Consider the following 25793-nt stretch of genomic DNA (forward strand, 5'->3'; position numbering starts at 1 on the left):
ATGACCGCTGTTTGGCGACAAAGGTTTGACGGCTCGATAAGAATTACAGGAATTCGACGGTCAGGCGGCGGTGAACCAGGAGGGAGACCCATGTCCGGCAAAATCAGCGCACTTGACCTCGGTATCGCGGAGCTGAGCGAGGCGACAAAAGCCTATTTCGCCAAATGCGAGGAAAAGCTCGGCCTGGTTCCCAACGTGCTTCTTGCCTATGCCTTCGACGAGAAGAAGCTGCGCGCCTTTACCGACACCTACAATGATCTGATGCTGAGTGAATCCGGCCTGTCGAAGCTGGAGCGGGAGATGATCGCGGTCGTCGTCTCCTCGATCAACCATTGCTATTATTGCCTGACCGCGCATGGCGCGGCGGTGCGCCAGCTCTCCGGCGATCCGGCTCTCGGCGAGATGATGGTGATGAACTTCCGCGCTGCCAATCTTTCACCGAAACAGACGGCGATGCTCGAATTCGCCGTCAAGCTGACGGAACAGCCGGCAAAGATCGTCGAGGCGGACAGGGAAGCACTGCGCAACTCCGGCTTCACCAACCGCGACATCTGGGACATCGCCTCGACCGCCGCATTCTTCAACATGTCGAACCGCGTGGCGGCGGCCATCGACATGCAGCCGAACGACGAATACCACGCCATGGCGAGGTGAGGGTTAAGTGGTTCGAGCTTCTATCTTTGCAGCCGCCATCGTATCGGTTTTGCTGGTAGGCCATGAAACGCATGGTGAGACAACCGCCCCCGCCGGCGCATCCATTTCCCTTCCCTACCAACCAACCGCGGGACAAGTCTGGCTTGTCGAAATAGAGCGGACGAAGACGATTGCCGATCGCGGCGTCACCTCAACGGAAAGAGGCAGGATCAGCGGTCGATATGAAGTGATAGAAAGCCGCGAAGGCGGCTATTCCTCTGCCTGGACCACTACAGAACTTAGCAGCGGGCCAGTCCCGCTTTACAATTGGGCTACCGTCTCGGCGCTTCGCGGAATGCGCATCGAGTTCGATACCGACATTCGGGGAGCGCCTGTTGCCCTGAAGAGTTGGCCAGCTTTTCGAGACGTCGTCGAGAAGGAGCTGTTCGCACTGCCCAAATACGCCAATCACGAAGCAGCTCAAAATACGATTCGTAAGTTTTTCGCGGGTCTAACTCCCGAGACGGCTGTTCCTTACTTCCTACAGGAACTTGATATCATAGCGGCCTGCCAGAACAGCGATTTACCCATAGGCAGGGAAACAGCGTCGACCGACATGACGCTAAATGAAGCCGGTGACCCCTTCGCCAATTCGCGCTCGAGTCTGCTCGTTGGCGTCGATCAGATTGCGCGGACGGCAACGTTGAAATTCCACATGACCTCGGATGCCGAGAAACTCTCCGGGGTTCTTGTCGACACGGTCGAGAAACTGAATCCAGAAACGGGTAAAACGGAGAAGCAGATCGTCCGTACCGATGCTGCGGTTCACAAATCAAACACAGCTGACTGCACGGTCGACATCGATAGCGGCGTGACCAGACATGTTTTGTACGAGGAAAAGCTTGAGGCAATTGGGCAGAACAGGACAAAGGTGTTCGGCGACATATGGAACATAACTGTTACGCCGACAGCTAAATAGAGAGTCGTAACGGCGGCCATCGATATGCGGCCGAACGAACGATATCACGCCATAGACGAGATAACTCATGACCATAGACACCTCAGGCAAATGGTGGGTTGGAGGGAACCACGGACATCGCAGAATACCTGGAGGGGTATGCCTCCGAAGGATATGAGGTTCACGACTTCAGGCTCGCCCGCTGCAAGTGCGGTTCCATCTCGTTTCTCCTCGATGCCGACGATGACGAGGGTGTAGCGCGACGAACATGCACAGCCTGTGGCTCCGAGCATCTTATCTGCGACAGCGAGGAATTTTGGGACGAAGCCCAGCCGGAACGATGGGCGTGCACCGAGTGCGGCTCCGAAGCTGCAAACATCGGCGTCGGGTTTTCCATCTACCCGGGACGTGGCGGCGTTCGCTGGCTTTATGTTGGCGAACGATGCGCGCCTGTGGCGTTTTGGGATGCTTCGCCGGCTGGAAAGTGGGCACCGGCGACAGCATGGACCTGTTGGACAAAGTCTAGTTTTGAGGTGCCATAGAAAGGCGATCAGGATCGCGCCGCGATGGCCGCGGCGGCGCCGGCCATCGTCGTGGCGCTGACGCGGTTGGCGATCTTCATGGCGCGCTTGCTTTTCAACAGCTTGCGCGCCTGTGACGCCGCGATCACCCAGGCGAGATCGATGGCGATGAGCACAACCGCCATCGTCGCCGTCAGTTCGACCCAGCCGATGACGCTGACCGAAGCAAGGTCGATGATCGTCGGCAGCAGGGCCAGATAAAACATCATGATCTTGGGGTTGCCGAGCGTCACCGCCATGCCGGCAAAGAAGAGCTTGAGCGGCGAATCCTCACGCGGCATCTCGCCTTCCCTGGCCTCGACCGGCGCCGTCCACATCTTCCAGGCGAGGTAAGCGAGGTAGGCGACGCCCACCCATTTCACGACGACGAAGGCGAAATGAAACGTCTGCGCCACGACCGCCAGCCCGAACACCGCCAGCGACAACCAGATGCCCTCGCCGATCCACATGGCAAGCAGGAACGGGAACACGTCGCGAAAGCCCTTCGAGATGACGCGGGCGACAAGGGCTGCGATCGACGGTCCGGGCGAACCGGCGGCGACGAACAAAGCGGCGGCGAAGATCAGGAGCGAGGTGAGGTGCATGACGGAGCCTTCGAGCGTTGGATGGCGAAGAATATCCGATCGGCGTCAATTTGGCACCCCTCTGCCTGATGGGCCAACGAACGCGACACATTTCGGAGATCGGACTTGCCCGTGCCAGCGGTTTGAGAAAGGATCGCGGCCGTGAAATCAATCGTCATCCACGCCGCAAAAGACCTGCGCATCGAAGAGACCGATTCGGGCGCGCCTGGCGCCGGACAGGTCGAAATATCGGTCGAGGCCGGCGGCATCTGCGGCTCGGACCTGCACTACTACAATCATGGCGGCTTCGGCGTGGTGCGCCTGCGCGAGCCTATGATCCTCGGACATGAGGTCGCCGGCACGGTGAAGGCGCTTGGCGCCGGCGTCTCCAGCCTCGCCGTCGGCGACCGCGTCGCTATTTCGCCCAGCCGGCCCTGCAATGCGTGCCGATACTGCCTGCAGGGCGTGCAGAACCAATGCCTCGACATGCGATTCTACGGCAGCGCCATGCCGATGCCGCACATACAGGGGGCCTTCCGCCAGCGCCTCGTCGCCGAGGCTTGGCAGTGCCACAAGATCGCCGATTATGTCTCCATCAACGAAGCCGCCTTTGCCGAGCCGTTCGCGGTAACGCTGCATGCCGTCAACCGCGCCGGCTCGCTGCTCGGCAAGCGGGTCTTGGTCACCGGCTGCGGGCCGATCGGTGCGCTCAGCATCCTTGCCGCACGTGTCCACGGCGCGCGTGAGATCGTCGTCACCGATGTCATGGACGCGGTTCTGGCCAAGGCCAACGAGATCGGCGCCGACCGCACCATCAATGTCGCCACAGATGCCGACAAGCTCGCTGGCTACAATGTCGAGAAGGGCAGTTTCGACGTCATGTTCGAATGCTCCGGCAATGAGCGCGCGGTGCGAGCCGGGCTCGATGTGCTGAAGCCGCGCGGGGTGCTCGTGCAGCTCGGCCTAGGCGGCGACATGTCGCTGCCTCAGAATCTCATCGTCGCCAAGGAGATCGAAATGCGCGGCTCCTTCCGTTTCCACGACGAGTTCGCGCTGGCCGTCGATCTGATCAACAACCGTCGCGTCGACGTTAAGCCGCTGCTGACCGGCATCTATCCAATGGACGAGGCGGTTGCGGCTTTCGAGATCGCCGGCGACCGCAACAAATCGATGAAGGTACAGATCGCCTTCGCCTGAGCAGGGCGAGACACCCTATGAACCTTGCCCGCTCGGCATCTTGCCGCTAGAAGAACCGTCCCGACATTCATTTCGAGCTTCATTTTGCCTCAGTAACCGCCGGTCTCGCCAACTCCCCTGATCACACTTGGCAGGGCGCCGCACTAAGCGGTGCCTGCTCCATTTCACGTGTTCCTCAGGCGGCGGTTCGAGACCGGTTTGGCACTGCTGAACCGTTGTCGCGCGCTTTGCCGCCCGTGACAGCTGATTTCCGACATAGCTAGCTCTCGCCACGCCGTGCCCGCATGGGCATCTCGCCATTGCCGACCTGAAGAACTTCCACACTGGAAGGTCTTCCGGCTTGTCCCAACATCTCGCTATCCACTGGGCAATCACGCCCGAAATCGCGCCTCGACCCCTGGTCCACTGCAACCGCTGCAGCGCCGTGAAAGCCTATCGCTGCAGCGACAAATTCCGCGTCAACGCCAATGGCAAACGCATTGATGTCTGGCTGATCTATCGCTGCATCGACTGCGACAATTCGTGGAATTTCGGCATTTTCGAACGCTGCAACCGCCGCGACATCGAACCCGCGCTGCTGGCAGCGCTCGAAAGCAACGATCCGGCCCTCGCCCGCCGCCATGCCTTCGATGTCGCGGCTTTGCGAAACCGAGTCGGCCGCGTCGAGGAGTTTCCCGATTTCGCCGTTCACAAACACCGGCTCGGCGGCGAAGGCGAACCCGCAGCCGCGCTTGAAATCAGGCTTGGGCTGGAAATGCCGACATCGCTGCGGCTCGACCGTCTGCTCGCCGGCGAACTCGGCATCTCGCGGTCGCGGCTTCAGGCACTGGAGGAGAAGCTGGTGTTGACCGTCTTTCCGGAGGGAGCCAAGGCTTTGCGCAAGCCGGCTCGCGAGGGGACGACCATCCGCATCGACCTAGCCGGCGAAGCGGATCGCGAAGTCATCATCTCGGCGGCCGGAGGATGAGCCGCTGCGGCCAGGGGTTAATCGCTCTCTTCAGAGGTCGAAGCGATCAAACCCTTGGCCGCTTCGAGATCGCTGTCGGCGACCTGCACATGGGTCAGGCTTTGCCCGCTCGTATCGAGATGCGCCGAAAATGCATAAATCCCGTAGGCTTGAAGCATCGATATGCAGACCGCGGCCTCGGGCCGATTGTCGAATACCGCAGCCGTGACCAGTTTGTCGCTCATTGCGCGCCCTTAAGCTGCACCGACCACCTTGGCCGACCTTTCGAAACGCATCCTATACGGCTTCCAACTCCTTGGCATTTTTCCGTCGTTCAGACGCGCCAAGGAACCGCAGAGGAAAAGTAAGCATCCATAGATTGGGATGTGCCCTGCGCATCATTTTCCATGCGTAGCGGTCTGCCTGCTTTTCCTGATCGGGGTCTTGTCCCATTTCGACATGCTGCAGCGCATGGTGGCCTATTTCGTGATAGAGCGTTTTCTCGATCATGAATCTGCGAAATGCGTTGCCAATCCAATGTTTGGATGGGCGTCGCCAGACAATCTCGATGACCGATACTGTCTGGAGGTAAGTGCCGGCGAACTCGGGTTCGGGGATTTCCGGGATTATATAGATTCGCGAAATGCCAATCAGATCGGCTGCAGGTACATTTGCAAGCCAGTGGCCAATGTGCCGCGCCGCCTCCAAACCACTGTCGAGCTTGCCATGCTCCAGAACAGTGATGTCGCCAACTGAAGACCGCAGCCAGTCGTCCATCGCAAAGCGAACGATGCTGCGGAGCGCAGCGCGCATAAGGGGAGTTATCGGTCCTGCAAGCGAATCCGAAATATATCGTCGAGATGCATCTTCGTTAATATCGTGCAGGGCAGTAGCGAGGCCCGCCACAACCGTTGAAACTTCGCGATGGGAAACCTTACCCAGATCGATCTTTGCCAGCTCATACTCGATCGCCGGCAGTGCCGCGTTGCCAAATCCAACAAGCTTTTTGTGGGCTGCGAGCCTTCGCCGCGTGTCGTCTTGCATAAGACTCCGCACGAAATCCCGAACGGCATTTCGCACACCCGTTTCCTCGCCTCCACCCACAGCTAGCATACCGTGCGGAGGAGTGAGAGGAACGAGAATATCATGACACTATGAGCTTCCGCTGTGGTCCTTTGAAGAGACACCGCTGGGCTGGCTGGGCGCCAGGCTGCTCCCAGTGGGAAGCCTGTCCCATTCGGCGAGACGATGGGTTGGGTCGTCCCCATCTCGCCAAAACAAAAACCGTTACGCCGCGCCGACCACTTTGGCCGACTTCTCGAAGCGCTTGCGCTCGTTCGGGTCGAGATAGAGCTTGCGCAGGCGGATGGTCTTCGGCGTCACCTCGACCAGCTCGTCGTCCTGGATCCAGGCCAGCGCGCGCTCCAGCGTCATGCGGATCGGCGGCGTCAGCTTCACCGCCTCGTCCTTGCCGGCGGCGCGGATGTTGGTCAGCTTCTTGCCCTTCAGCACGTTCACTTCGAGGTCGTTGTCACGGCTATGGATGCCGATGATCATGCCCTGATAGACCTTGACGCCCGGGTCGATGACCATCGGGCCGCGGTCTTCGAGGTTCCACATGGCATAGGCCACTGCCTCGCCCTGTTCGTTGGAGATCAGCACGCCGTTGGTGCGGCCCGGCAGTTCGCCCTTGTAGGGCTGGTAGGCGTGGAACAGCCGGTTCATCACGGCGGTGCCGCGCGTGTCGGTCAACAGTTCCGACTGGTAGCCGATCAGTCCGCGCGTCGGCGCGTGGAAGACGATGCGCTGACGGTTGCCGCCCGAAGGCCGCAGCTCGACCATCTCGGCCTTGCGCTCCGACATCTTCTGCACGACGATGCCGGCGTGCTCCTCGTCGACGTCGATGACGACTTCCTCGACCGGCTCCAGCAATTCACCGTTCTCGCCCTTCTGCATGACGACGCGCGGACGCGACACGGCGATTTCAAAGCCTTCGCGGCGCATCGTCTCGATCAGCACGGCCAGCTGCAATTCGCCGCGGCCGGAAACGAAGAACGAATCCTTGTCGGGCGATTCCTCGATCTTGAGCGCGACATTGCCTTCGGCTTCTCGCAGCAGGCGGTCGCGGATGACGCGGCTGGTCACCTTGTCGCCTTCAGTGCCGGCGAGCGGCGAATCATTGACCAGGAAAGACATGGTCACGGTCGGCGGATCGATCGGTTGCGCATGCAACGCCTCGGTCACCGCCAGGTCGCAGAACGTGTCGGCGACGGTGCCTTTGGACAGGCCGGCAATGGCGACGATGTCACCCGCCTGCGCCTCTTCGATCGGCTGGCGCTCGAGGCCACGGAAAGCGAGGATCTTGGAGATGCGGCCGGTTTCGATCTGGGTGCCGTCATGGTGCAGCACCTTGACCGCCTGGTTGGACTTCAGCGTGCCGCTCTCGATACGGCCGGTAATGATGCGGCCGAGGAATGGATTGGCTTCCAGGATGGTGCCGATCATGCGGAACGGGCCGGGATGAACGGTCGGCTCCGGCACATGCTTGATGACGAGGTCGAACAGCGGCGCCAGGCCCTGGTCCTTCGGGCCTTCCGGATTTTCCGAGACCCAGCCATCGCGGCCAGAACCGTAGAGGATCGGGAAGTCGAGCTGCTCGTCGGTGGCGTCAAGCGCTGCAAACAGGTCGAACACCTCGTTGACCACTTCGACGTGGCGGGCGTCCGGACGGTCGATCTTGTTGATGACGACGATCGGCTTCAGGCCGACCTTGAGCGCCTTGCCGACGACGAACTTGGTCTGCGGCATGGGGCCTTCGGCGGCGTCGACCAGCACGATCGCCGAATCCACCATCGACAGGATGCGCTCGACCTCACCGCCGAAATCGGCGTGGCCGGGCGTGTCGACGATGTTGATGCGGGTGTCCTTCCAGTCGACCGAGGTCGCCTTGGCCAGGATGGTGATGCCGCGTTCCTTTTCGAGGTCGTTGGAATCCATGGCGCGCTCGGCGACGCGCTGATTGTCGCGGAAGGAACCGGATTGCCGCAGCAATTGGTCGACGAGGGTGGTTTTTCCATGGTCGACGTGCGCGATGATCGCGATATTACGAATTTTCATTTTGTGGTCTCGGGAGCGTTGCAGGCAGCAGGCCAGAAGGCGCCGCCTCTTTCGGTTGCGCGGCTCATACAGGGTTTTTCGCAATTGCGAAAGAGGAGGCGCACCACCAAATACTCATCAAATCTTAAGCATCTCGGTGTGAGATGGTTTTGTTAACCAAGGCGGGAACCTTTCTGGGCCCGGGTAGTTCGAAATTCATGACCGACAAACTCAACCGATTTTGGCCCCTCATCGCTTCGGTCGCATTCGCTGCCGTGCTGGCGGCCAATGCCGCTCAATCGGCCGCCACGGTGAAGGAAGCCAATCCGGCTTCGTCGTCCGACCGGACGGCCGAGCAGATGTTTGCCGACGCCCCTGATGGCGTCGACCCAATGGTCACTGGCCCGGTCAGCGCCTCTTTCAAGCAGAGGCAGCAGGTTGCAGGTTGCGACAGCGCGGTTTGGCCGAAGATTCCGACGGTTTGCTACCCGGACTGACGGCTGCCCATTCCAGGCGTAGCGATCCTTCGCGCCGACCCAAAGGCTTACGCCGACCGCACCGGATCGAGCGTCACCAGCGGGAGATTAGTACCGCGCCTTACGCCGCTTGCGGCTCCGGATCGAAAGCCGGCCTGCTCGTATTGATCAGCAGCGACAGACACGCAGCCACGATCGCCGTCATGCCGGCGATCAGGAAAGCCAGTTCGTAATTGCCCTGCAATTCGCGCATGGTGCCGCCGAAGGCGGCGGCGGTGGCGGCGCCGACTTGGTGGCCGGCTACGATCCAGCCGAACACGATCGGGCCGCTGCGGTCACCGAAGGCCTCGTTGGCGAGCCTGAGCGTCGGCGGCACGGTGGCGATCCAGTCGAGACCGTAGAGCATCGCGAAGATGATCAGGCTGGTCGCCGAGAAGCCGGAATAGGGCAGATAGATCAGCGCCAGACCGCGAATGCCGTAGTAGACGCCGAGCAGCTTGCGCGGGTCGAAACGGTCGGTGAGCCAGCCCGAGAGCGTCGTCCCGATCAGGTCGAAAATGCCCATAAGCGACAGCAGGCCCGCGGCCTGTACCTCGGGGATGCCCATATCGCCGCAGAAGGAGATCAGATGCGTGCCGACCAGCCCGTTGGTGGTGAAGCCGCAGATGAAGAAGGTGGCGAACAGATACCAGAAGACGCGGGTGCCGGCAGCGCGGCGCAGCGTGTTCAGCGTATGCGCCAGAAAATTGCCTTGCGATGCCGGCGAAACCGGCGGCACGTCATCGGCCCCGGCGCCATAGCGCACCATGCCGATCGAAGCGGGACGCTCCGGAACCAACAGCCAGACCAGCGGCAGAAGACAGGCGGTGGCGATCGAGACGGCGGTAGCGACGGGCTGCCAGCCGCCCGACTGGGCGAGCGATGCCAGCAGCGGCAGGAACACCAAGAGGCCGGTGGCGCTGGAGGCCGACATCAGCCCCATCACCAAGCCGCGATTGGTCTTGAACCAGCGGTTGACGATGGTGGCGCCGAGCACGGTGGCGACCGCGCCGGAGCCGACACCTGAAAACACGCCCCAGGTGAGGAACAGATGCCATGGCTCGGTCATCAGCAGGCTGAGCGCGGTCGAGCCCGACATGATCACAAGCGAGGCAAGCAGCGTGCGGCGCAAGCCGATACGCTCCATCAATGCGGCGGCAAACGGCCCGGTCAGGCCGTAAAGGAAGATGCCGATCGCGGCGGCAATCGAAACCGTATCGCGCCCCCAGCCGAAGCTTTTATCCAACGGCAGCATCATCACCGAGGGTGCGGAACGAAGCCCGGCCGCGATCAACAAGCAGAGGAAGATGACGCCAACCACGACGAAAGCGTAGCGCTGGCCAAAGGGACGGGATTGAGCTATCATGTTACTGACCGGTACGTTGCAGGGTGAGGACATGTATACGTACCGATCGGTAACACGTCAATCGAGTCATACCATGCCAACGGACAAAAATATTGAACTGACCATCAAAGACGGTCATGCAGCCGCACCGCCCAAGGCTGCCAAGAAAATCCTCGACGTGGCGTACGACCTGTTCTACCGCCGCGGCATCCGGGCGATCGGCGTCGACGAGATCGTCAAGCGCGCCGGCGTCACCAAGCCCAGCCTCTACCGCAGCTTTCCCTCCAAGGACGAGCTCGCCGCTTCCTATCTCAGGCAATATGACCGTGAGTATTGGGAGCGTTTCGACGAAGCCGTGGCTGCCCATCCCGGCGACCCGCGGGCACAGCTCAGGGCTTTCCTGACTCGCGTCGGCAAGCGCACGCAAAGGCCGGACTATCGCGGCTGCGGCATGACCAACGCGGCGGTGGAATATCCCGAACATGGCCATCCGGCGCGTGTCGTCAGCGAGGCCAACAAGCAGGAGCTGCGCCACCGCCTGCGCGCCATGGCCGCAGCGATGGGCGCTGAAGACCCTGACACGCTCGGCGACGGCCTGCTGCTGTTGATCGAAGGCGCCTATATCAGCGGCCAGCTCTTCGGCCTCGGAGGCCCGGCGGCAGCGGTGGCCCGCAACGCCGACCTGCTGATCGAGGCGAGCTTGAAGAAATAACATTTCGAACGTTGGCGCCGCCCCTCACCTGCCGGCATCCTTTCCCGGAAATGGGGCGAGGAACGCTCTCATCACGATTTCGCCAATTGCCAGCGTTGCAAGGTTGTCGCCAGCGGCGCAGCCGGCCACTTTCTCCCGTTCAGGGGGAGAATTGCCCGGCAGGGCGATTTGGGCGGCGCCAACGTTGAGATTGGCACGCTAGGCCGGCCGCAGATTTGGCGATAGGCTGGGGCGAACTTCACGGGAGACGTCCGCATGCGAACCCTGCTGCTTGTTCCATTCGCCCTCGCCGCCCTATCCCAAACCGCCCATGCCGACGGAATATCCAGCGTCTACACCGACCTCGACTCGCAAAAGGATTGCGTCACCTATGCGCAGGCCGAGGAAGGTGACGGCGACTGGGCCGAACTCGCCTGCTCCGGCTATCGCGGCTATCCCGTGCTGATCGCCTACGACGATGCGCGTGAATCGCTGTTCTACGGGTTTCCGCCCGGCGGCGAGATGACCTCGGTCTGGGAGAGCTTTTCTGGCTTCAACTCGTCCGGCGCCAAGGTCGAATGGCGCATCGAGACCAAGGGCGACGTTGCCGTTCCCTTCGCGGTGATCCACCGCCGCTCGATCAGCAATCCCGAGGATGAGAACAAGCCGACCGAAGTGCTGCTCGTCGCCAAGGTCGCCCAGATGGAAGCCCGCGACGGCTGCACCATCGGCCTCGTGCTCGCCACCGGCAACCCTCAGGCCAACGACCAGGCGCGCAAGCTGGCGGACGAAAAGGCGAAGAGTTTCGCCTGTGGCAAGGACAAGCACACCGTCATCGGCAACGTGCCGGCGTTTGGTCGGGTGGATAACTAGCCACGTGGGTGCAAGGCACCCCCCTCTGCCATGCCGGGCATCTCCCCCTCAAGGGGGGAGATTGGCAGCTTCGCTGGCGGCGCTTTTCTTTCGGCGCTGAAAATTGACGAAAGCCGTTGCGACATCCGATCTCCCCCCTTGAGGGGGAGATGGCCGGCAGGCCAGAGGGGGGTGCCTCGCGCTGGCGTTTGCCGCTTACTTGAACGAGACGCAGGCCTCTCTCGGCGCTACTTTGCCGCCTTCGCCCGTGCGATCGCGTCGACGATCATCTTCTTGGCGTATTTGGAATCGTGCCAGCCTTCGATCTTGACCCATTTGCCGGGCTCGAGATCCTTGTAGTGCTCGAAGAAGTGCTGGACCTGGTCGCGGGTGATCTCGGGCAGCTGCGTGTATTCGGTGACGTTTTCGTAGCGCAGCGTCAGCTTCGGCGACGGCACGGCAATGACCTTCTCGTCCTGGCCGGCATTGTCTTCCATCACCAGCACGCCGATCGGCCGCACATTGATGACGCAGCCCGGCACCAGGGCGCGCGTGTTGCAGACCAGCACGTCGATCGGGTCGCCGTCGCCCGACAACGTGTGCGGCACGAAACCGTAATTGCCGGGGTAGCGCATCGACGTATGCAGGAAACGGTCGACGAACAGCGTGCCGGCCTCCTTGTCCATCTCGTACTTGATCGGCTCGCCGCCGATCGGCACCTCGATGATGACGTTGATGTCCTCGGGCGGGTTCTTTCCGATGGCAATGGCTTCGATACGCATGCTTAAATCCCTCTCTCGATCTCCAAGATCGATAGCGGGCGGCGCGGCATGGTGCAATGCGGCGATTGGTGCGAAGCGCTAACGGAAGCGCACAGTTTATGATGACTTGTAACCGAGGCCGGTCATTCCCAGACGAAGGCGACCTTCTTGAGCGCCCTCTGCTCGAAAATCTCGACGCCTTCGGCGACGTCACGGCCACCCGCGCCGGCATAGAAGGAAAGTGCGTTCTGGTTGTCTTCCAGCGCCCACACCACCATTCCCTTCAGCCCGTGGTCGGCAAGCCGCGCCCGCGCCGCCTTGAACAGCCGGCTGCCGAGCCCGATGCCTTGATATTCCGGACGCAAATAAAGTTCGTAGATTTCGCCCTGTTGCTTCAGCTCGCGGGCGCGGTTCTTGCCGATCGTGGCATAGCCGGCGATGGTGCCGCCGATCTCGACCACCAGAACGGTGGCAGCGCGGCGGATGGCGTTGGCCCACCAGTCGGCGCCGCGGCGGTTGATCATCGAGGTCAGCGAGCGATGCGGGATGATGCCGGAATAGGCGCCCTCCCAGGCCAGCTGGTGCACGTCGGCAATGGCGCCGGCGTCGCGCGGTTCGGCTTTCCTGATGTCGATGCTCAGCGTATTCATGATTTGTTAACCATAAACTCGCATCGGCCATTTGCAAGAGTCGAGGTCAGCCCGCCGACCGCTTTCTCACAGCCGATCGCGACACTGCTGACAATGGGCAAAGCCTGCCTGGAAAACGCGCCCAGCCGGCGCGGTCAGGCGTCCGTCCGGGTAGCGCGTGCAGGCTCTTCAGATCTCGACGAGATGATCGTCCAGCTCATTGGCGTCGCCCGACGTCACCGGGAAATGCTCGGCCAGCACCGCGCCGACCTGCCCGATCGCCTTGACGAAGCCGTCGGCGAGCCGGTCGTGACCGGCATGCTGCAGGAGATCGCGCACCACGCCGTCCCAGACATGCTGGCCGACCTTGCTGTCGATGCCCGAATCGGCGACCACTTCGGCATAACGCTCGGCGATCGACACGAAGACCAACACGCCGGTGCGCGCCGTGGTGCGGTGGACATTGCGGGCGAGGAACTGCCTGAGCGCATTGTCATGTGCCGCCTGATAACGCTGCCGGCGCGGCACCAGATGGATGCGCAAGCCCGGCAGCGCCCACAAAAGCACCAACACCGAGGCCAGTGCCAGCAGTTGGACAATGACGAAATGCGGCAGCCGGATCGACAGCCACCAGGCTTCCAGCCCATAGGCGACGGCGAGGCTGGCAATCAGCATGCCTGATGTCGCCATGAAGGCGGCGGGAAAGAAATAGCCGTCGCTGGCATGCGCAACGACGCAGTAGATCTCGCCGTCGGTTTTGGCCTCGGCCGCGCGGATCGCGGTGGCGATGCGCTCATGGTCCTGTGGGCTGATCGGTCGTGTTGCCATCTTCTCTCACCAGCTCCCTGAAGACCCGCCACCGCCGGACGAACCGCCGCCGCCTGAAAACCCGCCGCCGCTGCTTGAGCCCGAAGACCAGCTGCTGCCCGAACTTCCCGATGACCATCCGCTGCCCGACGACGAACTTGTTGTCCAGCTGCTGGAGCCCGAGGACGATCCGCTCGGCCCCTGGCCGTAGCGAAAGGTCATGCCCAGCCATTTATACACGCCCGGCGACAGCTTGGTGCCGAAGATCGGCGGCAGGAAGGCCATCGCCAGGCCGCCGAAGAACATCGCCGCCCACAGGATCAAGAAGACCGCGACTATAGGATCGATGGGCGTGCTGCGGTCGGCCGGGTTGCGCTTGCCGCGCGCCTCCAGCTCTTCCGGGTTGCCTTCCAGCACCATGACCATGTCGTCGACGGCCTTGGAAATGCCGCCGGAGAAATCACCGGCGCGGAACGCCGGCACCATGTCGTTTTCGATGATCAGTTTGGTGTGCAGGTCGGTCAGCGTGCCTTCCAGCCCGTAGCCGACCTCGATGCGCATCTTGTGGTCGTTCTTGGCCACCAGCAGAAGCACGCCGTTGTTTTCGCCGGCCTGGCCGAGTTTCCAAAAGCGGAACAGCCGGTTGGCGTAGGGTTCGATCTCCTCGCCGTCGAGGCTGTTGATCGTGGCGACGACGATCTGGTCGGAGCCTTTGGTCTCGAAATCCGCGAGTTTCTGCGTCAGTGCCGCCTTGGTCGCGGCGTCGATAATACCGGCATTGTCGACCACCCGCCCGGTGAGTGCCGGCAGGTCTGCCGCCAAGGCTACAAACAGCATGGTGAGCATCGTCAACAGGGCGATGCCGATCGTCGCGGCTGCGCGGCCAGGTCTTGGCGGATTGAAGACGCGTACTGTCATGCCGTCACCAGTTCCCCTCAACCACCATGACTGTCCTCAATCACCATGATCATGTCGTCGACCGCTTTGGAAATACCGCCGGAGAAATCCCCGGCGCGGAAGGCCGGCACCATGCCTTCAATGATCCGTGTGGCGTGCTGGTTGGTGAGCGTGGCTTCCAGCCCGTAGCCGACCTCGATGCGCATCTTGCGGTCGTTCACGGCCACCAGCAGAAGCACGCCATTGTTCTTGGCCTTCTGGCCGAGCTTCCAGGCGTTGAACAGCCGGGTGGCGTAAGGCTCGATCTCCTCGCCGTCGAGGCTGGGAACCGTCGCGACGACGATCTGGTCGGAGCCTTTGGTCTCGAAATCGGCCAGCTTCTGCGTCAGCGCCGCCTCGGTCGCAGCGTCGATGATGCCTGCATTGTCGACGACACGACCGGTGAGGGCGGGCAGTTCCGCCGCCAGCGCCGCGAAGCTGACGAGCAAGACCAGCAAGGCAGCGCCGGTCATCGTGGCGAAGCGGCCATGCCAGGGATTGGCGATGCGTGTTGTCATCTCGTCACCAGCTTCCCGAGGAGCCGCCGCCGCCGGACGAACCGCCGCCGCCGGAAAAGCCGCCACCACCGCTTGAACCCGACGACCAGCCGCCCCCGCCCGAAGACCAGCCGCCGCTGGACGACCGCCGGCCCGGCTCGAATGTCATGCCGAGCCAGCGATAGCGGCCGGGACCGAGTTTTTGGCCGAAGATCGGCGGCAGGATGGAGGCGGCCATGCTGCCGAAGAAGATGATTGCCCAGATGCTGATGAAGACGCCGAAGAACAGATTGTCGGTATTGATGGGCGGCTTCTGGTTGCGCTCGCCGCGCGCCTCCAATTCCTCCGGATTGCCTTCCAGCACCATCACCATGTCGTCGACGGCCTTGGAAATGCCCCCGGAGAAATCGCCGGCGCGGAACGCCGGCACCATGTCGTTTTCGATGATCAGCTTGGTGTGCAAATCGGTCAGCGTGCCTTCCAGCCCATAGCCGACCTCGATGCGCATCTTGCGGTCGTTCGGCGCCACCAGCAGCAGCACGCCGTTGTTTTCCTTGGCCTGGCCGAGCTTCCAGAAGCGGAACAGCCGGTTGGCGTAAGGCTCAATCTCCTCGCCGTCGAGGCTGGGGATGGTTGCGACGACGATCTGGTCGGAGCCTCTGGTCTCGAAGTCGGCGAGTTTCTGGGTGAGCGCGGCTTTGGTGCCTGCATCGATGATCCCGGCATTGTCGACGACGCGGCCGGTCAGCGCGGGGAGATCGGCGGCGAAGGCGGTGAGGGGCAGGAAGACGGCCAGAAAGGCGAGAAGAACACCAAGGTTGGCGTTCCTTCGCGCCCCCCTCTGTCCTGCCGGACATCTCCCCCTCGAGGGGGGAGATTGGCAATCTCGCTGCCGACGCTCAGCCGGCAACGCTGATAATTGGCGAAAGGACAGAAGACAGCTGATCTCCCCCCTTGAGGGGGAGATGTCCGGCAGGACAGAGGGGGGTGTGAAGGAACGCAAGGCTGGCAAAGGCCAAGCTCACCCAGACGTCATCACCCGCCCTGCTTCGTGCCGAAATCGACCTTCGGCGGCTGCATCTTGTCTTCTTCGACGGTGAAGTTGGCGAAGGGCTCGTTGCTGCGGAACCAGAAGGTTGCCCATAGCACGGACGGAAAGGTCCTCAGCGTCAGATTGTAATCCTTGACCGCCAGGATGTAGTCGCGCCGCGCCACGGCGATACGGTTCTCGGTGCCTTCGAGTTGCGCCTGCAGCGCCAGGAAATTCTGGTTGGCCTTGAGGTCGGGATAGGCCTCCGACACCGCGATCAGCCGCGACAGCGCGCTGGTCAGCCCTGATTGCGCATCCTGGAACTTCTTGAGCGCTTCGGGGTCCTTCAGCGTTTCCGGCGTCACCGTGATCTGCGTTGCCTTGGCGCGCGCCTCGACCACCGCATCGAGCGTGTCCTTTTCATGCGAGGCATAGCCCTTCACCGTCTCGACCAAATTGGGAATGAGGTCGGACCGACGCTGATACTGGTTCAGCACCTCGCTCCATGCCGCCTTGGCGTTTTCCTCCGCCGTCGGGATGGTGTTGAAGCCGCAGCCGGCGAGCAGAGGCAGCACGACGGCCATCATCAGCACGGCCGGCAGACTGCGGAAAGGGAAGGCAAGGCGCTGGGCAAACATGGTGAGGTCCCTCGACAGAAGTTGCATGCGAAGCATTAGCACAATCCGCGCTCAAGAAAATGTCTGCCGCTGGCGCGCATTCCTGGCGCGCATTCATGCGCCGGCGAGGCCCTGTGATTGATCGCGCGAACACGGTATGGTTGCCGGCAAACAGGACAGGATCATGGCGGAACGCCGCGACGATGACAGCGAATCGCGCCGCATTATCGAGCGCGTGGCGAACGAGGGCGGCCTTGGCGGCGCATCGCTGGTGTCACGGGCAGCGAAAGGCGCGCGCGATCATGTTACCGCAGCCGAGGCCGACCGATCCGATCCGATCGAGGTCTGGGGCACCCGCATCGGCCGCACACTTGGGCTCATCGTCGCCCTCGGCCTTTTGATCTGCCTTGTGTACTACGTCTCCCGGGGCATCTAGACCATGATCCTAAGTAGGAACCGGTTTTCTCGGACAAACGGGAGCCGTTTTGTCCGGAGATCATGCTCCAACCAAAGAGATAGATCAGGATGACGATTCAACGAAAAATGATCCGTATCTAGGATTTTCCATGAACAGCGAAAAAGCCGACGCGCCGCGCGCGGTCATCGTCATTTCCAGCCATGTCGCCCGCGGCTCGGTCGGTAACCGCGCCGCCGTGTTTGCGCTGGAGACGCTGGGCTTTCCGGTGTGGGCGGTACCGACGGTCATCCTGCCCTGGCATCCGGGCCATGGCCGCGCCACGCGCATCGTGCCGCCGCTCGACCAGTTCAAGCCGCTGATGGCCGATCTCGAGCGCGCGCCCTGGCTGGGCGAGGTGGGCGCGGTGCTGTCGGGCTATCTCGGCGAGGCCGGCCAGGCCGAGGCCGTCGCCTCGCTGGTTGCGGCGGTCAAGGCCAAGACGCCGGACGCGATCTATATATGCGATCCGGTGATGGGCGATTCCGGCGGGCTCTATGTGCCCGAGCCGACGGCCGCCGCGATGCGCGACCGGCTGATGCCGATCGCCGACATCGCCACCCCCAACCGCTATGAGCTGGAGTGGATGGCCGGCGCGCCTTTGCCCGATCTGAAATCGGTGATCTCGGCCGCCCTCCATGCCGGACCGTCAACAATGCTGGTGACGTCGGCACAGTCGATGATGACCGGCGGCACCGGCAATCTGCTGCTTGACGGCACCCAGGCGCTGCTGGCCGAACACCGCCTCATCGACAAGCCGCCGAATGGCCTCGGCGACCTGACTGCGGCCGTCTACCTCGCCCGCATCCTGTCGGGGCAGCCGCCGATCAAGGCGCTGCAATCGACCACCGCCGCCGTCTACGAAATCCTGGCGCGAACCGCCAAGCGTGGCGGCGACGAGTTGCAGCTTGAAACCGATGCCCAGAGCCTGTCGCATCCGATGGCGATGGTGCAGCTGCGCCACCTCACGCATCCGGGGCGGGACCGCCGGGCGTGACCTCGACCGTGGTCGTCGGCGTAGACGGCTGCAAGGCCGGCTGGATCGCCGTCCGCCGCGATCTGGATGCCGCGCCGTCAGTCCGCGTCTTTCCCAGCTTTGCGGCCCTGCTCGACGCCTTGCCCGCCGATGCGACAGTGGCCGTCGACATGCCGATCGGCCTGCCGGACGTCTCGCAAAGAGGCGGGCGCGGGCCGGAGACCTTGGTACGGCCAATGCTCGGAGCACGGCAATCCAGCGTCTTCTCTATCCCGTCCCGCGCGGCCCTCTACGCCGACATCAGCGACTTCACCACGGTCGAGGCCTGGTATGAGGCGCATCGGCGCGCCAGCGGGGTGGCCAAGGCGACCTCCGATCCGCCACGCGGCGTCTCGATCCAGGCCTTCGGCATCTTTGCCAAGATCCGCGAGATCGACGCGCTGCTGATCGCACGTCCGCAACTGCGCCGCCGCGTCTTCGAATCGCACCCCGAAGTGGCCTTCTGCCGGCTGAACGGCGAAAAACCGATGACGCTGCCGAAGAAGATCAAGGGCGCCGTCAATCCTGCCGGGATGGAAGAGCGCAAGGCACTGCTCTGCCGGCACGGCTATACCAGAGCTTTCCTTGACCAGCCGCCGCAACGCGGTGCTGCCGCCGACGATTTCCTCGACGCCGCAGCGATGATGCTGATTGCCGGACGCATTGCCGGCGGGGAGGCAAAGCCGTTTCCCGACCCGCCGCTTGCCGACCGTTTGGGCATTCCCCTGGCGATCTGGGCGTGAGGCAAGCGGCGAGCCATGCGTGCGGCATGGCGATTTGCGACGAAGCCATCCGCAATTCGGCATTGCCCGCGACGGGCATTTGCCGTTAGAGCCTTTCTAACTTGAAATGAGCTGCCGTCGCTAACCCCGAAAGGCTTCATCCCTAGCCCATGCCCCATCTCCCCGAACATCTTTGGACCGGCTACCGCAACTTCATGAATGGCCGCTATCTCACCGAGAGCGGACGCTATCGCGAGCTCGCCCGCGAAGGGCAGGCGCCCGAAACCATGATCGTTGCCTGCTGCGATTCCCGCTCTGCCCCCGAGGCGATCTTCGACGCCGGTCCGGGCGAACTGTTCGTCCTGCGCAATGTCGGCAATCTGGTGCCGCCCTATGCGCCGGACGGCGAGTTCCACTCGACCTCGGCCGCGCTCGAATTCGCCGTGCAGAGCCTGAAGGTGAAAAACATCGTGGTGATGGGCCATGGCCGCTGCGGCGGCATCCGTGCCGCGCTCGACACCAATTCGGCGCCGCTGTCGCCCGGCGACTTCATCGGCAAATGGATGAGCCTGATCGCGCCGGCGGCCGAAACCGTTTCGTCCAGCACGTTCATGACGACAACCGAACGGCAGACGGCGCTGGAGCGGATTTCCATCCGCTATTCAATCGCCAATCTCAGGACCTTCCCTTGCGTCTCCATCCTCGAAGGCAAGGGGCGGCTGTCGCTGCATGGCGCCTGGTTCGACATCTCGACAGGCGAGCTCTGGGTAATGAACAAGGACACTGGCGACTTCGAGCGGCCGGATTTGACGTAGACCCATGATCCCGAAAAGTGGGACCGGTTTTCGGATAAGGGCATGGTCAAATAAGAGGAGGCAAGAATGCGGGTTTGGCGTGCGATCGCTTTCGCCGTAGCGGCGCTGCTGATTTCGCTCGTCCCTGCCCGCTCCGATGACGGCGCCATTATCGACCGCTGGTATTCGGCGCTGCTGGTCGCCGATCGCACCGAATTGTCGGACCTGCTCGCCGACGATGTCCGCATCAAGCTCGACGATCTCGGCGTCGTGCAGTCGAAGCAGGAGTTCATCGCGTCGATCGACGAATGGAAGGGCGCGGTCGCCGGCGCCGCAATCCGGCATCGCGTCGAAAAGAGCGAGGCCGGCGTCACCACTGTCATCGCCTGCTATGATTTCCCCAACAATGACATGCTGATGCAGGAAACGTTCGCCGTCACCGGCAACCGCATCACCGCCAGTTCGCAAGCGGCGATCGCGGAAAATTGCGACGGCTTCTGACGCGGGCTTCAACGGCCGCGCTGTTGCGCCGCGCCAGTCATCGCCCTACATCGGTCAGCAAGCTCCGCCAATCATCGAAAGATCCCCCATGCCGTCCACGAAAACCGTCGATCTCGCCGCCCATCCGCTGACCAAATGGCAAGGGCCGCTCGGCCTGCCGGATTTTGCCAGCATCGGCGACGATTTCTCCTCGGTGTTCGACGCGGCGCTGAAGGCACATGAGGCCGAAATCGATGCTATCGCCGGCAACAAGGATGCGCCGACCATCCAGAATACGCTGGCAGCCCTCGAGCTCGCCGGTGAGCCGCTCGACCATGTCTCGTCGATCTTCTGGTGCCGGGCCGGCGCCCACACCAACGATGCGATCCAGGCGCTGGAGCGTGAGATCTCGCCGAAGATGTCGCGGCATTTCTCGGCGATCTCGATGAACGAGAAACTGTTTGCCCGCATCGACGACCTCTACCAGCGCCGGGAGACGCTAAAACTCGACGCCGAGACGCTGCGGGTGCTGGAGAAGACCTGGAAAGGCTTTGTGCGCTCGGGCGCCAAGCTCGACGCCGACGGTAAGAAGCGGCTGGCCAACATCAGCGAGGAATTGTCCTCGCTCGGCACGACCTTCGGCCAGAACGTGCTGGCCGACGAGCGCGACTGGGCGCTTTTCCTCGACGAGGCTGATCTTGCGGGCCTGCCGGACTTCGTGAAGAGTTCGATGGCCGAAGCCGCCGAGACGCGCGGCCAGAAAGGCCGCTACGCAGTCACCTTGTCGCGCTCTATCTATGAGCCGTTCACGACCTTCTCCGAACGCCGCGACCTGCGCGAGAGCGCCTTCCGCGCTTTCACCATGCGCGGCCAGAACGGCGGCGCCAGCGACAACACGGCAGTGGTGCGCGACATGCTGAAACTGCGCGCCGAAAAGGCCAGGCTGCTCGGCTATGCCTCGTTCGCCGCGCTTAAGCTCGACGACACCATGGCCAAGACGCCGAAGGCGGTGCACGACCTCCTCGACCCGGTCTGGGAGAAAGCGCTGGAGAAGGCCGCCGCCGACCAGAAGGAGCTGGAGCGGCTGGCGACCAAGGCAGGCAGCAACGAGACCTTCGCAGCCTGGGACTGGCGCTTCTACCAGGAGAAATTGCGCGCCGAAAAATTCGCCTTCGACGAGGCGGAACTGAAACCCTATCTGCAACTCGACCGGGTCATCGACGCCTGCTTCGACGTCGCCACAAAACTGTTCGGCATCACTTTCGAGGAGAAGAAGGGCATCGCCGCCTGGCATCCCGACGCGCGCGTCTTCGTGGTGAAGAACGCCGATGGCAGCGAGCGCGGCCTGTTCCTCGCCGACTATTTCGCCCGATCCTCGAAGCGTTCCGGCGCGTGGATGAGCGCGCTGAAGTCTGGCTACAAGCTTGGGGATGGCTCCAAGCCGGTGATCTACAACATCATGAACTTCGCCAAGCCGCCGGCGGGGGAAGCGGCGCTGCTGTCGGTCGATGAGGCCAAGACCCTGTTCCACGAGTTCGGCCATGCTTTGCACGGCATGCTGACCGACGTCACCTGGCCGTCGGTGGCGGGCACGTCGGTTTCCCGCGATTTCGTCGAACTGCCTTCGCAGCTCTACGAGCACTGGCTGACGGTGCCCGCAGTGCTGGAAAAGCATGCGCTGCATGTCAAGACCGGCAAGCCGATGCCGAAGTCGCTGCTCGACAAGATGCTGGCCGCCCGCACGTTCGGCGCCGGTTTCGCCACGGTCGAGTTCACAGCGTCGGCGCTGATCGACATGGCGTATCACGCGCGGCCGGATGCGCCGGCGGAACCGCTGCGTTTCGAAGCCGAAACGCTGGAAAAGCTTGATATGCCCGACACCATCGCCATGCGTCATCGCACCCCGCATTTCGGCCATATCTTCTCCGGCGACGGTTATTCAGCCGGCTACTATTCCTACATGTGGTCGGAAGTGCTCGACGCCGACGCCTTCGCCGCCTTCGAGGAGACCGGCGATCCCTTCAACCCGGCGCTGGCGGAACGGCTTCGGAAGAATATCTATGCCGCTGGCGGGTCGAAGGATCCGGAGGAGCTGTACACGGCGTTCCGCGGCAAGATGCCTTCGCCGGAAGCGATGATGGTGAAGCGGGGATTGCTATAGCGCCGCCTTATCTCCCCCCTCGAGGGGGAGATCACCAGCGCCAAGGATCCGCCACCCGTGGCCACACCGGCCGCGTCAGCTTCCTGTAATCCGTCACCGCCGGATTGCTCGGATACGAGCTCGGCGCCGAGACATAGATGATCTCCGCCGCGATCGGTTCAAAGCCGGCGTAGAAATGGTTGGTTGACTTGATCAGCAATATGTCCTTCGACAACGGATCGACACCGATGTTGGAGAAGACATCCGGCTCGAAGGTCTGCGTGCGGTTGGTGTTGAGGATGATGTCGATTTCGGTGCCTTCGAGCCGCACCAGCGCCGTCGGTCCGAGCGTCACCCGGCTCGGCCCGAAGCTCTGCCAGCCCTCGGGGACGGCTTTCAACACCTTGACGCGCGCATCGATCGGTTCGCCGGCCAGCGGCCCGGCCTTGCCGCCGAAGCGCAGGTCGATGACGGCGCCTTCGCCTGCCGCCTGGCAAAAGGTGACAGCGATCGGGTCCCAGATCGTCGCCACGCCAAAATTGTCCACGCCCTGTTCCAGCATGGCGCGCAGCACGACCGTACCGTCGCCGGCGACGCCACCGCCGGGATTGTCCCAGATGTCGGCAATCACAACCGGCTTGCCGGGATTTTCCTTGCGCACGGCCAGTGCCCGCGCGATGCCGTCCTCGGTGTTCAGCATCGTCATCGCCGTCCTTTCGCGGATGGCGTAAAGCTCGTGCCCTAGCCTCTCCGCCAGCGCATCGCCCTTGGCCTTGTCATTGTCGGTGACGACCAGGATGCGCGTGCCCATTTCCGGCACGTCCGCGGCCATGAAGCCATGGATGACCGAGACCGACAGCACGCCGTCCTTGCCGTGCAGCGCCTTGATGCGGTCGACGAAGGAGCGCATCGGCTCGCGGCTGGTCGGCAGCACCTGGATCATGCGGCAGTCGAACGTCGAGATCACCGGCTTGATCTCGTCGCGCGCCGCCGCCAATCCAAGCTCGACGACATGTTCGCCGCGCTCATAGAAGTCGGTGTGCGGGAATTCGAGGAAATAGGCCATGACATTGCATGCCGCGACGCGCTTTGGGGTCAGATGACTGTGCGGGTCGAGCTCGACCGCGATCACCACGTCGGGCCCGACGATTGCGCGAACCCGTTCCAGCAGATCGCCTTCGCAATCGTCATAGCCTTGCGCCACCATGGCGCCGTGCAGGCCGAGGATGACGGCGTCGACCGGCAAGGCTGCCTTCAACTGGCCGAGAATCTCGTCGCGCAACGACTCATAGGTCTGCCGCTGCACCAGCCCGCCCGGCTCCGCCCAGGTGGCGGTGCCTTCGACGACGGTCAGCCCTTCGGCAGCCGCACGCCGGCGCAGCGCGACCATCGGCGAGGAGCACAAGGTCGGCGTGTCCGGATGCTTGCCCGGCCCGGCATAGAACGCCATCTCGAACGACGCCCGGTCGGTCGGCACCGGCGAGAAGGTGTTGGTTTCGGTCGCCAGCGAGGCGGTGAAGATGCGCATGAAAGCTCCGTTGTGAATGGCGCCGTTATTTGACCGCCCCGAGCGCCAGCCCGCGGACGAGATAGCGCTGCAGCCAGATGAACAGGATTGCCACCGGCAGCGTCGCCAGCAGCGTCGCCGCCATTACATGGTGCCATTCGATCGTGTAGCGGCCGGCGACCAGCGAGAACACCTGGATAGGCAGCGTGTAACTTTCCTGGCTGCGCAGCATTGTGAGCGCAACGACGAACTCATTCCATGCGTTGATGAAGGTGAAGATGGCGGTCACCGCTATTGCCGGCAGGCAAAGCGGCAGAAACACTTTTCGCAAGGTCAGCCATCGGCCGGCGCCTTCCATCCACGCTGCTTCCTCGAGATCGCGCGGGATGGTGTCGAAATAGCTTTGCAGCATCCACACGGTGAAGGCGACGTTGAAAGCCATGTAGATGACGCCGAGCGCGGTCGTGGATTCGATCAGACCCCAGGCCGCCATCAGCCGGAACAGGCCGAGCACCAGCACGATCGGCGAGATCATCTGCGAGATCAGCAGGAACTGGCGGAAGGCGCCATAGCCGGCAAAGCGAAACCGCGACATGGCATAGGCGGCCGGCACCGAGATCAGGATGGCGCCGACGGTGGCGATAACAGAGACATAGAGCGAATTGGCCAGCGCCTGGCCAAAGCCGGTCGCCACCCACATGTCGGCAAAATTCGACCAGTGGAATTCGCTTGGCCACCAGGTCGGCGACAGCACCTCCTGCCGCGGCTTGACCGCGGTCAAAAACATTACCGCGAAGGGGAAGATCGTCACCACGAGCAGCGGCGAAAGCAGCAGCCAGGCGATGATCGTACGCTTCAGCTTGGGCGTCATGTGCGCTGCTCCCGCATGGCAAGCCGCACATAGATCATGGTGAAGATCAAAAGGATGGCGAACATCAGCAGCGACACCGCCGATGCTTCACCCAGTTTGCCGATGCGGAAGGCCAGCTTGTAGAGATGGGTGACCAATATGTCGGTCGAGTTGGCCGGCCCGCCCTGCGTCATCACCCAGATGATCGGGAAGGAATTGAAGACGTAGATGGTGTTGAGCACGATGGCGATGTTGATGAACGGCTTCAGCAGCGGAAAGGTGATCTCGCGGAACTGCTGCAGCGGCGTCGCCCCCTCCAGGGCCGCCGCCTCGTAGAGGTCGTCGGGGATCGACGACAGGCCGCCGAGGAAGATGGTCGTGGTGAACGGTACCGTCACCAATATGCCGATCAGCACCTGCATCGGGAATGCCGTCTCGGCGCGCGCCAGCCACTGGATGTTTTCATGGATCAGGCCGAGCCCGATCAGCGCCGAGTTCAGCATGCCGCTTTCACCGTTGAGCGCCCAGCGCCAGACCACCGCCGTCATCGTCAGCGACACCGCCCAGGGCAGCATGATGATGACGCGGGCAATGCCGCGGCCGTAGAAATCGGTGTTGAGGATCATCGCCACGGGGACGGACAACAGCAGCGCGCCGCCGACCACCAGCACGGTCCACAGGCCGGTGCGCCAGAGTGCCGCCAGGAAATCGGGATCGGCGAGGAAGGCGGAATAATTGGCGAAATCGTTGAAGTCGCGCAGCTGCCCAAAACGGCTGACATCATGCGTCGATATCTGGATCAGGTCCCAGACCGGCCAGAAGATGACGACCGCGGCCAGAAACAGGCTGGGCAAGGTCAATAAATAGGGCAGGTAACGATTTTGCATCGGCCGGATTCGTACCGTGTTGGACATAAGTGGCGCTGGCGCGCCAGCTCGGATCAATCTCGCATATCGGTCTAAGGCAGCGCTTCAGGGTTTGAATCTCCTGCGGACGTTTGCGCTGCCCCTCACCTGCCTGCCCATCCTCCGCAGCGGTTGCGGAAGGGAGCCCTTCCTCTCCCCCGTTGATCGGGGGAGAGGTGTGGGGCGGAGCTAGAGCGCGGTGGGGTGGGGGGGGGGGGTGTGGGCCCATGGGGGGGGAGGGGGGGTGTTGTTTTGGGCCATTTGGCCGCCGT

At 62.7% G+C, this 25793-nt stretch carries 27 protein-coding genes and 1 pseudogene; 13 read left to right on the forward strand and 15 right to left on the reverse strand.

Annotated elements, in window-relative coordinates; genetic code table 11:
- Positions 1–90 precede the first annotated feature (90 nt).
- Together NKI96_RS27305 and NKI96_RS27310 are read left to right on the forward strand one after the other, a co-directional pair.
- A complete protein-coding gene (locus NKI96_RS27305) occupies positions 91–654 on the forward strand; it encodes a peroxidase-related enzyme (protein ID WP_023712042.1) in 564 nt (187 codons plus the stop codon).
- 7 nt (positions 655–661) lie between these two features.
- A complete protein-coding gene (locus NKI96_RS27310) occupies positions 662–1612 on the forward strand; it encodes a hypothetical protein (RefSeq protein ID WP_352807085.1) in 951 nt (316 codons plus the stop codon).
- Positions 1613–2141: 529 nt separating this feature from the next.
- Here NKI96_RS27310 and NKI96_RS27315 read toward each other — a convergent pair.
- Entirely contained in the window at positions 2142–2756 is a 615-nt protein-coding gene (locus NKI96_RS27315) for a LysE family translocator (protein ID WP_023712044.1), read from the reverse strand.
- Between the two features lie 141 nt (positions 2757–2897).
- Between NKI96_RS27315 and NKI96_RS27320 the strand changes: the two genes are divergently transcribed.
- Both NKI96_RS27320 and NKI96_RS27325 read left to right on the forward strand, forming a co-directional pair.
- Positions 2898–3932 (forward strand): L-idonate 5-dehydrogenase, encoded by a 1035-nt coding sequence (locus tag NKI96_RS27320; protein ID WP_023712045.1) that lies wholly within the window; start codon positions 2898–2900, stop codon positions 3930–3932.
- 340 nt (positions 3933–4272) lie between these two features.
- Complete coding sequence (locus tag NKI96_RS27325; RefSeq protein ID WP_352807087.1) at positions 4273–4899, forward strand: DUF1062 domain-containing protein; 627 nt, start codon at positions 4273–4275, stop codon at positions 4897–4899.
- A 17-nt stretch (positions 4900–4916) separates the two neighbouring features.
- Here the strand turns inward: NKI96_RS27325 and NKI96_RS27330 are convergent, their stop codons facing one another.
- From NKI96_RS27330 to typA, 3 genes are all read right to left on the reverse strand, one after another.
- Positions 4917–5123, reverse strand: coding sequence for a hypothetical protein (locus NKI96_RS27330; protein ID WP_023688850.1), 207 nt, complete (start codon positions 5121–5123; stop codon positions 4917–4919).
- A gap of 52 nt (positions 5124–5175) precedes the next feature.
- Complete coding sequence (locus NKI96_RS27335) at positions 5176–5922, reverse strand: M48 family metalloprotease (protein ID WP_023704967.1); 747 nt, start codon at positions 5920–5922, stop codon at positions 5176–5178.
- Positions 5923–6165: 243 nt separating this feature from the next.
- Positions 6166–7995 carry a translational GTPase TypA gene (typA, locus tag NKI96_RS27340; RefSeq protein ID WP_023681424.1) on the reverse strand — a complete coding sequence of 610 codons (1830 nt, stop codon included), beginning with the start codon at positions 7993–7995 and terminating at the stop codon, positions 6166–6168.
- Between the two features lie 197 nt (positions 7996–8192).
- On the opposite strand from typA, the gene NKI96_RS27345 reads away from it, so the two are divergent.
- Positions 8193–8471 carry a hypothetical protein gene (locus NKI96_RS27345; protein WP_245260088.1) on the forward strand — a complete coding sequence of 93 codons (279 nt, stop codon included), beginning with the start codon at positions 8193–8195 and terminating at the stop codon, positions 8469–8471.
- 100 nt (positions 8472–8571) lie between these two features.
- Here NKI96_RS27345 and NKI96_RS27350 read toward each other — a convergent pair whose 3' ends face one another.
- Positions 8572–9855: an MFS transporter gene (locus tag NKI96_RS27350; RefSeq protein WP_031208508.1), complete on the reverse strand. Its 1284-nt coding sequence runs from the start codon at positions 9853–9855 to the stop codon at positions 8572–8574.
- A 73-nt stretch (positions 9856–9928) separates the two neighbouring features.
- Between NKI96_RS27350 and NKI96_RS27355 the strand changes: the two genes are divergently transcribed.
- The gene (locus NKI96_RS27355; protein WP_023693211.1) at positions 9929–10546 is read left to right on the forward strand and encodes a TetR/AcrR family transcriptional regulator; all 618 of its coding nucleotides are present in this window, start codon (positions 9929–9931) and stop codon (positions 10544–10546) included.
- Between the two features lie 255 nt (positions 10547–10801).
- Positions 10802–11398: a hypothetical protein gene (locus NKI96_RS27360; protein WP_023693212.1), complete on the forward strand. Its 597-nt coding sequence runs from the start codon at positions 10802–10804 to the stop codon at positions 11396–11398.
- Positions 11399–11625: 227 nt separating this feature from the next.
- On the opposite strand, the gene ppa is transcribed toward NKI96_RS27360, so the two are convergent.
- The 7 genes and pseudogenes from ppa to NKI96_RS27395 all read right to left on the reverse strand — a co-directional run bounded on the left by ppa (position 11626) and on the right by NKI96_RS27395 (position 16675).
- Entirely contained in the window at positions 11626–12159 is a 534-nt protein-coding gene (gene ppa / locus NKI96_RS27365; RefSeq protein ID WP_023668623.1) for an inorganic diphosphatase, read from the reverse strand.
- A 122-nt stretch (positions 12160–12281) separates the two neighbouring features.
- A complete protein-coding gene (locus NKI96_RS27370) occupies positions 12282–12788 on the reverse strand; it encodes a GNAT family N-acetyltransferase (protein ID WP_023688843.1) in 507 nt (168 codons plus the stop codon).
- A gap of 168 nt (positions 12789–12956) precedes the next feature.
- Positions 12957–13595 carry a TPM domain-containing protein gene (locus NKI96_RS27375; RefSeq protein WP_352807092.1) on the reverse strand — a complete coding sequence of 213 codons (639 nt, stop codon included), beginning with the start codon at positions 13593–13595 and terminating at the stop codon, positions 12957–12959.
- 6 nt (positions 13596–13601) lie between these two features.
- The gene (locus NKI96_RS27380; protein ID WP_352807095.1) at positions 13602–14492 is read right to left on the reverse strand and encodes a TPM domain-containing protein; all 891 of its coding nucleotides are present in this window, start codon (positions 14490–14492) and stop codon (positions 13602–13604) included.
- 35 nt (positions 14493–14527) lie between these two features.
- A pseudogene (locus NKI96_RS27385) lies at positions 14528–14983 on the reverse strand (TPM domain-containing protein); the annotation flags it as partial.
- A gap of 49 nt (positions 14984–15032) precedes the next feature.
- The gene (locus NKI96_RS27390) at positions 15033–15803 is read right to left on the reverse strand and encodes a TPM domain-containing protein (protein WP_198020358.1); all 771 of its coding nucleotides are present in this window, start codon (positions 15801–15803) and stop codon (positions 15033–15035) included.
- Between the two features lie 239 nt (positions 15804–16042).
- On the reverse strand, positions 16043–16675 hold the full coding sequence (locus tag NKI96_RS27395; RefSeq protein ID WP_023681434.1) for a LemA family protein: 633 nt from the start codon (positions 16673–16675) through the stop codon (positions 16043–16045).
- Between the two features lie 163 nt (positions 16676–16838).
- On the opposite strand from NKI96_RS27395, the gene NKI96_RS27400 reads away from it, so the two are divergent.
- From NKI96_RS27400 to NKI96_RS27425, 6 genes are all read left to right on the forward strand, one after another.
- Complete coding sequence (locus NKI96_RS27400) at positions 16839–17090, forward strand: hypothetical protein (RefSeq protein WP_352807098.1); 252 nt, start codon at positions 16839–16841, stop codon at positions 17088–17090.
- Between the two features lie 130 nt (positions 17091–17220).
- Entirely contained in the window at positions 17221–18105 is an 885-nt protein-coding gene (gene pdxY, locus NKI96_RS27405) for a pyridoxal kinase PdxY (RefSeq protein ID WP_352807101.1), read from the forward strand.
- Positions 18102–18866 (forward strand): DUF429 domain-containing protein, encoded by a 765-nt coding sequence (locus tag NKI96_RS27410; protein WP_352807104.1) that lies wholly within the window; start codon positions 18102–18104, stop codon positions 18864–18866. Before pdxY ends, NKI96_RS27410 begins: the two co-directional genes overlap by 4 nt.
- A gap of 149 nt (positions 18867–19015) precedes the next feature.
- Positions 19016–19660 (forward strand): carbonic anhydrase, encoded by a 645-nt coding sequence (locus NKI96_RS27415; protein ID WP_023668613.1) that lies wholly within the window; start codon positions 19016–19018, stop codon positions 19658–19660.
- A gap of 66 nt (positions 19661–19726) precedes the next feature.
- Positions 19727–20140 carry a hypothetical protein gene (locus NKI96_RS27420; RefSeq protein ID WP_023668612.1) on the forward strand — a complete coding sequence of 138 codons (414 nt, stop codon included), beginning with the start codon at positions 19727–19729 and terminating at the stop codon, positions 20138–20140.
- An 88-nt stretch (positions 20141–20228) separates the two neighbouring features.
- Entirely contained in the window at positions 20229–22280 is a 2052-nt protein-coding gene (locus tag NKI96_RS27425; protein ID WP_352807107.1) for a M3 family metallopeptidase, read from the forward strand.
- Positions 22281–22311: 31 nt separating this feature from the next.
- On the opposite strand, the gene NKI96_RS27430 is transcribed toward NKI96_RS27425, so the two are convergent.
- Genes NKI96_RS27430 through NKI96_RS27440 form a run of 3 tightly spaced genes read right to left on the reverse strand, consistent with a single transcriptional unit; the run spans position 22312 to position 25503 of the window.
- Positions 22312–23787, reverse strand: coding sequence for a M81 family metallopeptidase (locus NKI96_RS27430; RefSeq protein WP_352807110.1), 1476 nt, complete (start codon positions 23785–23787; stop codon positions 22312–22314).
- Positions 23788–23812: 25 nt separating this feature from the next.
- Positions 23813–24637 carry a carbohydrate ABC transporter permease gene (locus tag NKI96_RS27435; RefSeq protein ID WP_023668609.1) on the reverse strand — a complete coding sequence of 275 codons (825 nt, stop codon included), beginning with the start codon at positions 24635–24637 and terminating at the stop codon, positions 23813–23815.
- The gene (locus tag NKI96_RS27440; RefSeq protein ID WP_023745368.1) at positions 24634–25503 is read right to left on the reverse strand and encodes a carbohydrate ABC transporter permease; all 870 of its coding nucleotides are present in this window, start codon (positions 25501–25503) and stop codon (positions 24634–24636) included. Before NKI96_RS27440 ends, NKI96_RS27435 begins: the two co-directional genes overlap by 4 nt.
- Between the last annotated feature and the right edge of the window lie 290 nt (positions 25504–25793).

This window comes from Mesorhizobium sp. M0292 (assembly GCF_040321695.1).
GTDB lineage: Bacteria > Pseudomonadota > Alphaproteobacteria > Rhizobiales > Rhizobiaceae > Mesorhizobium.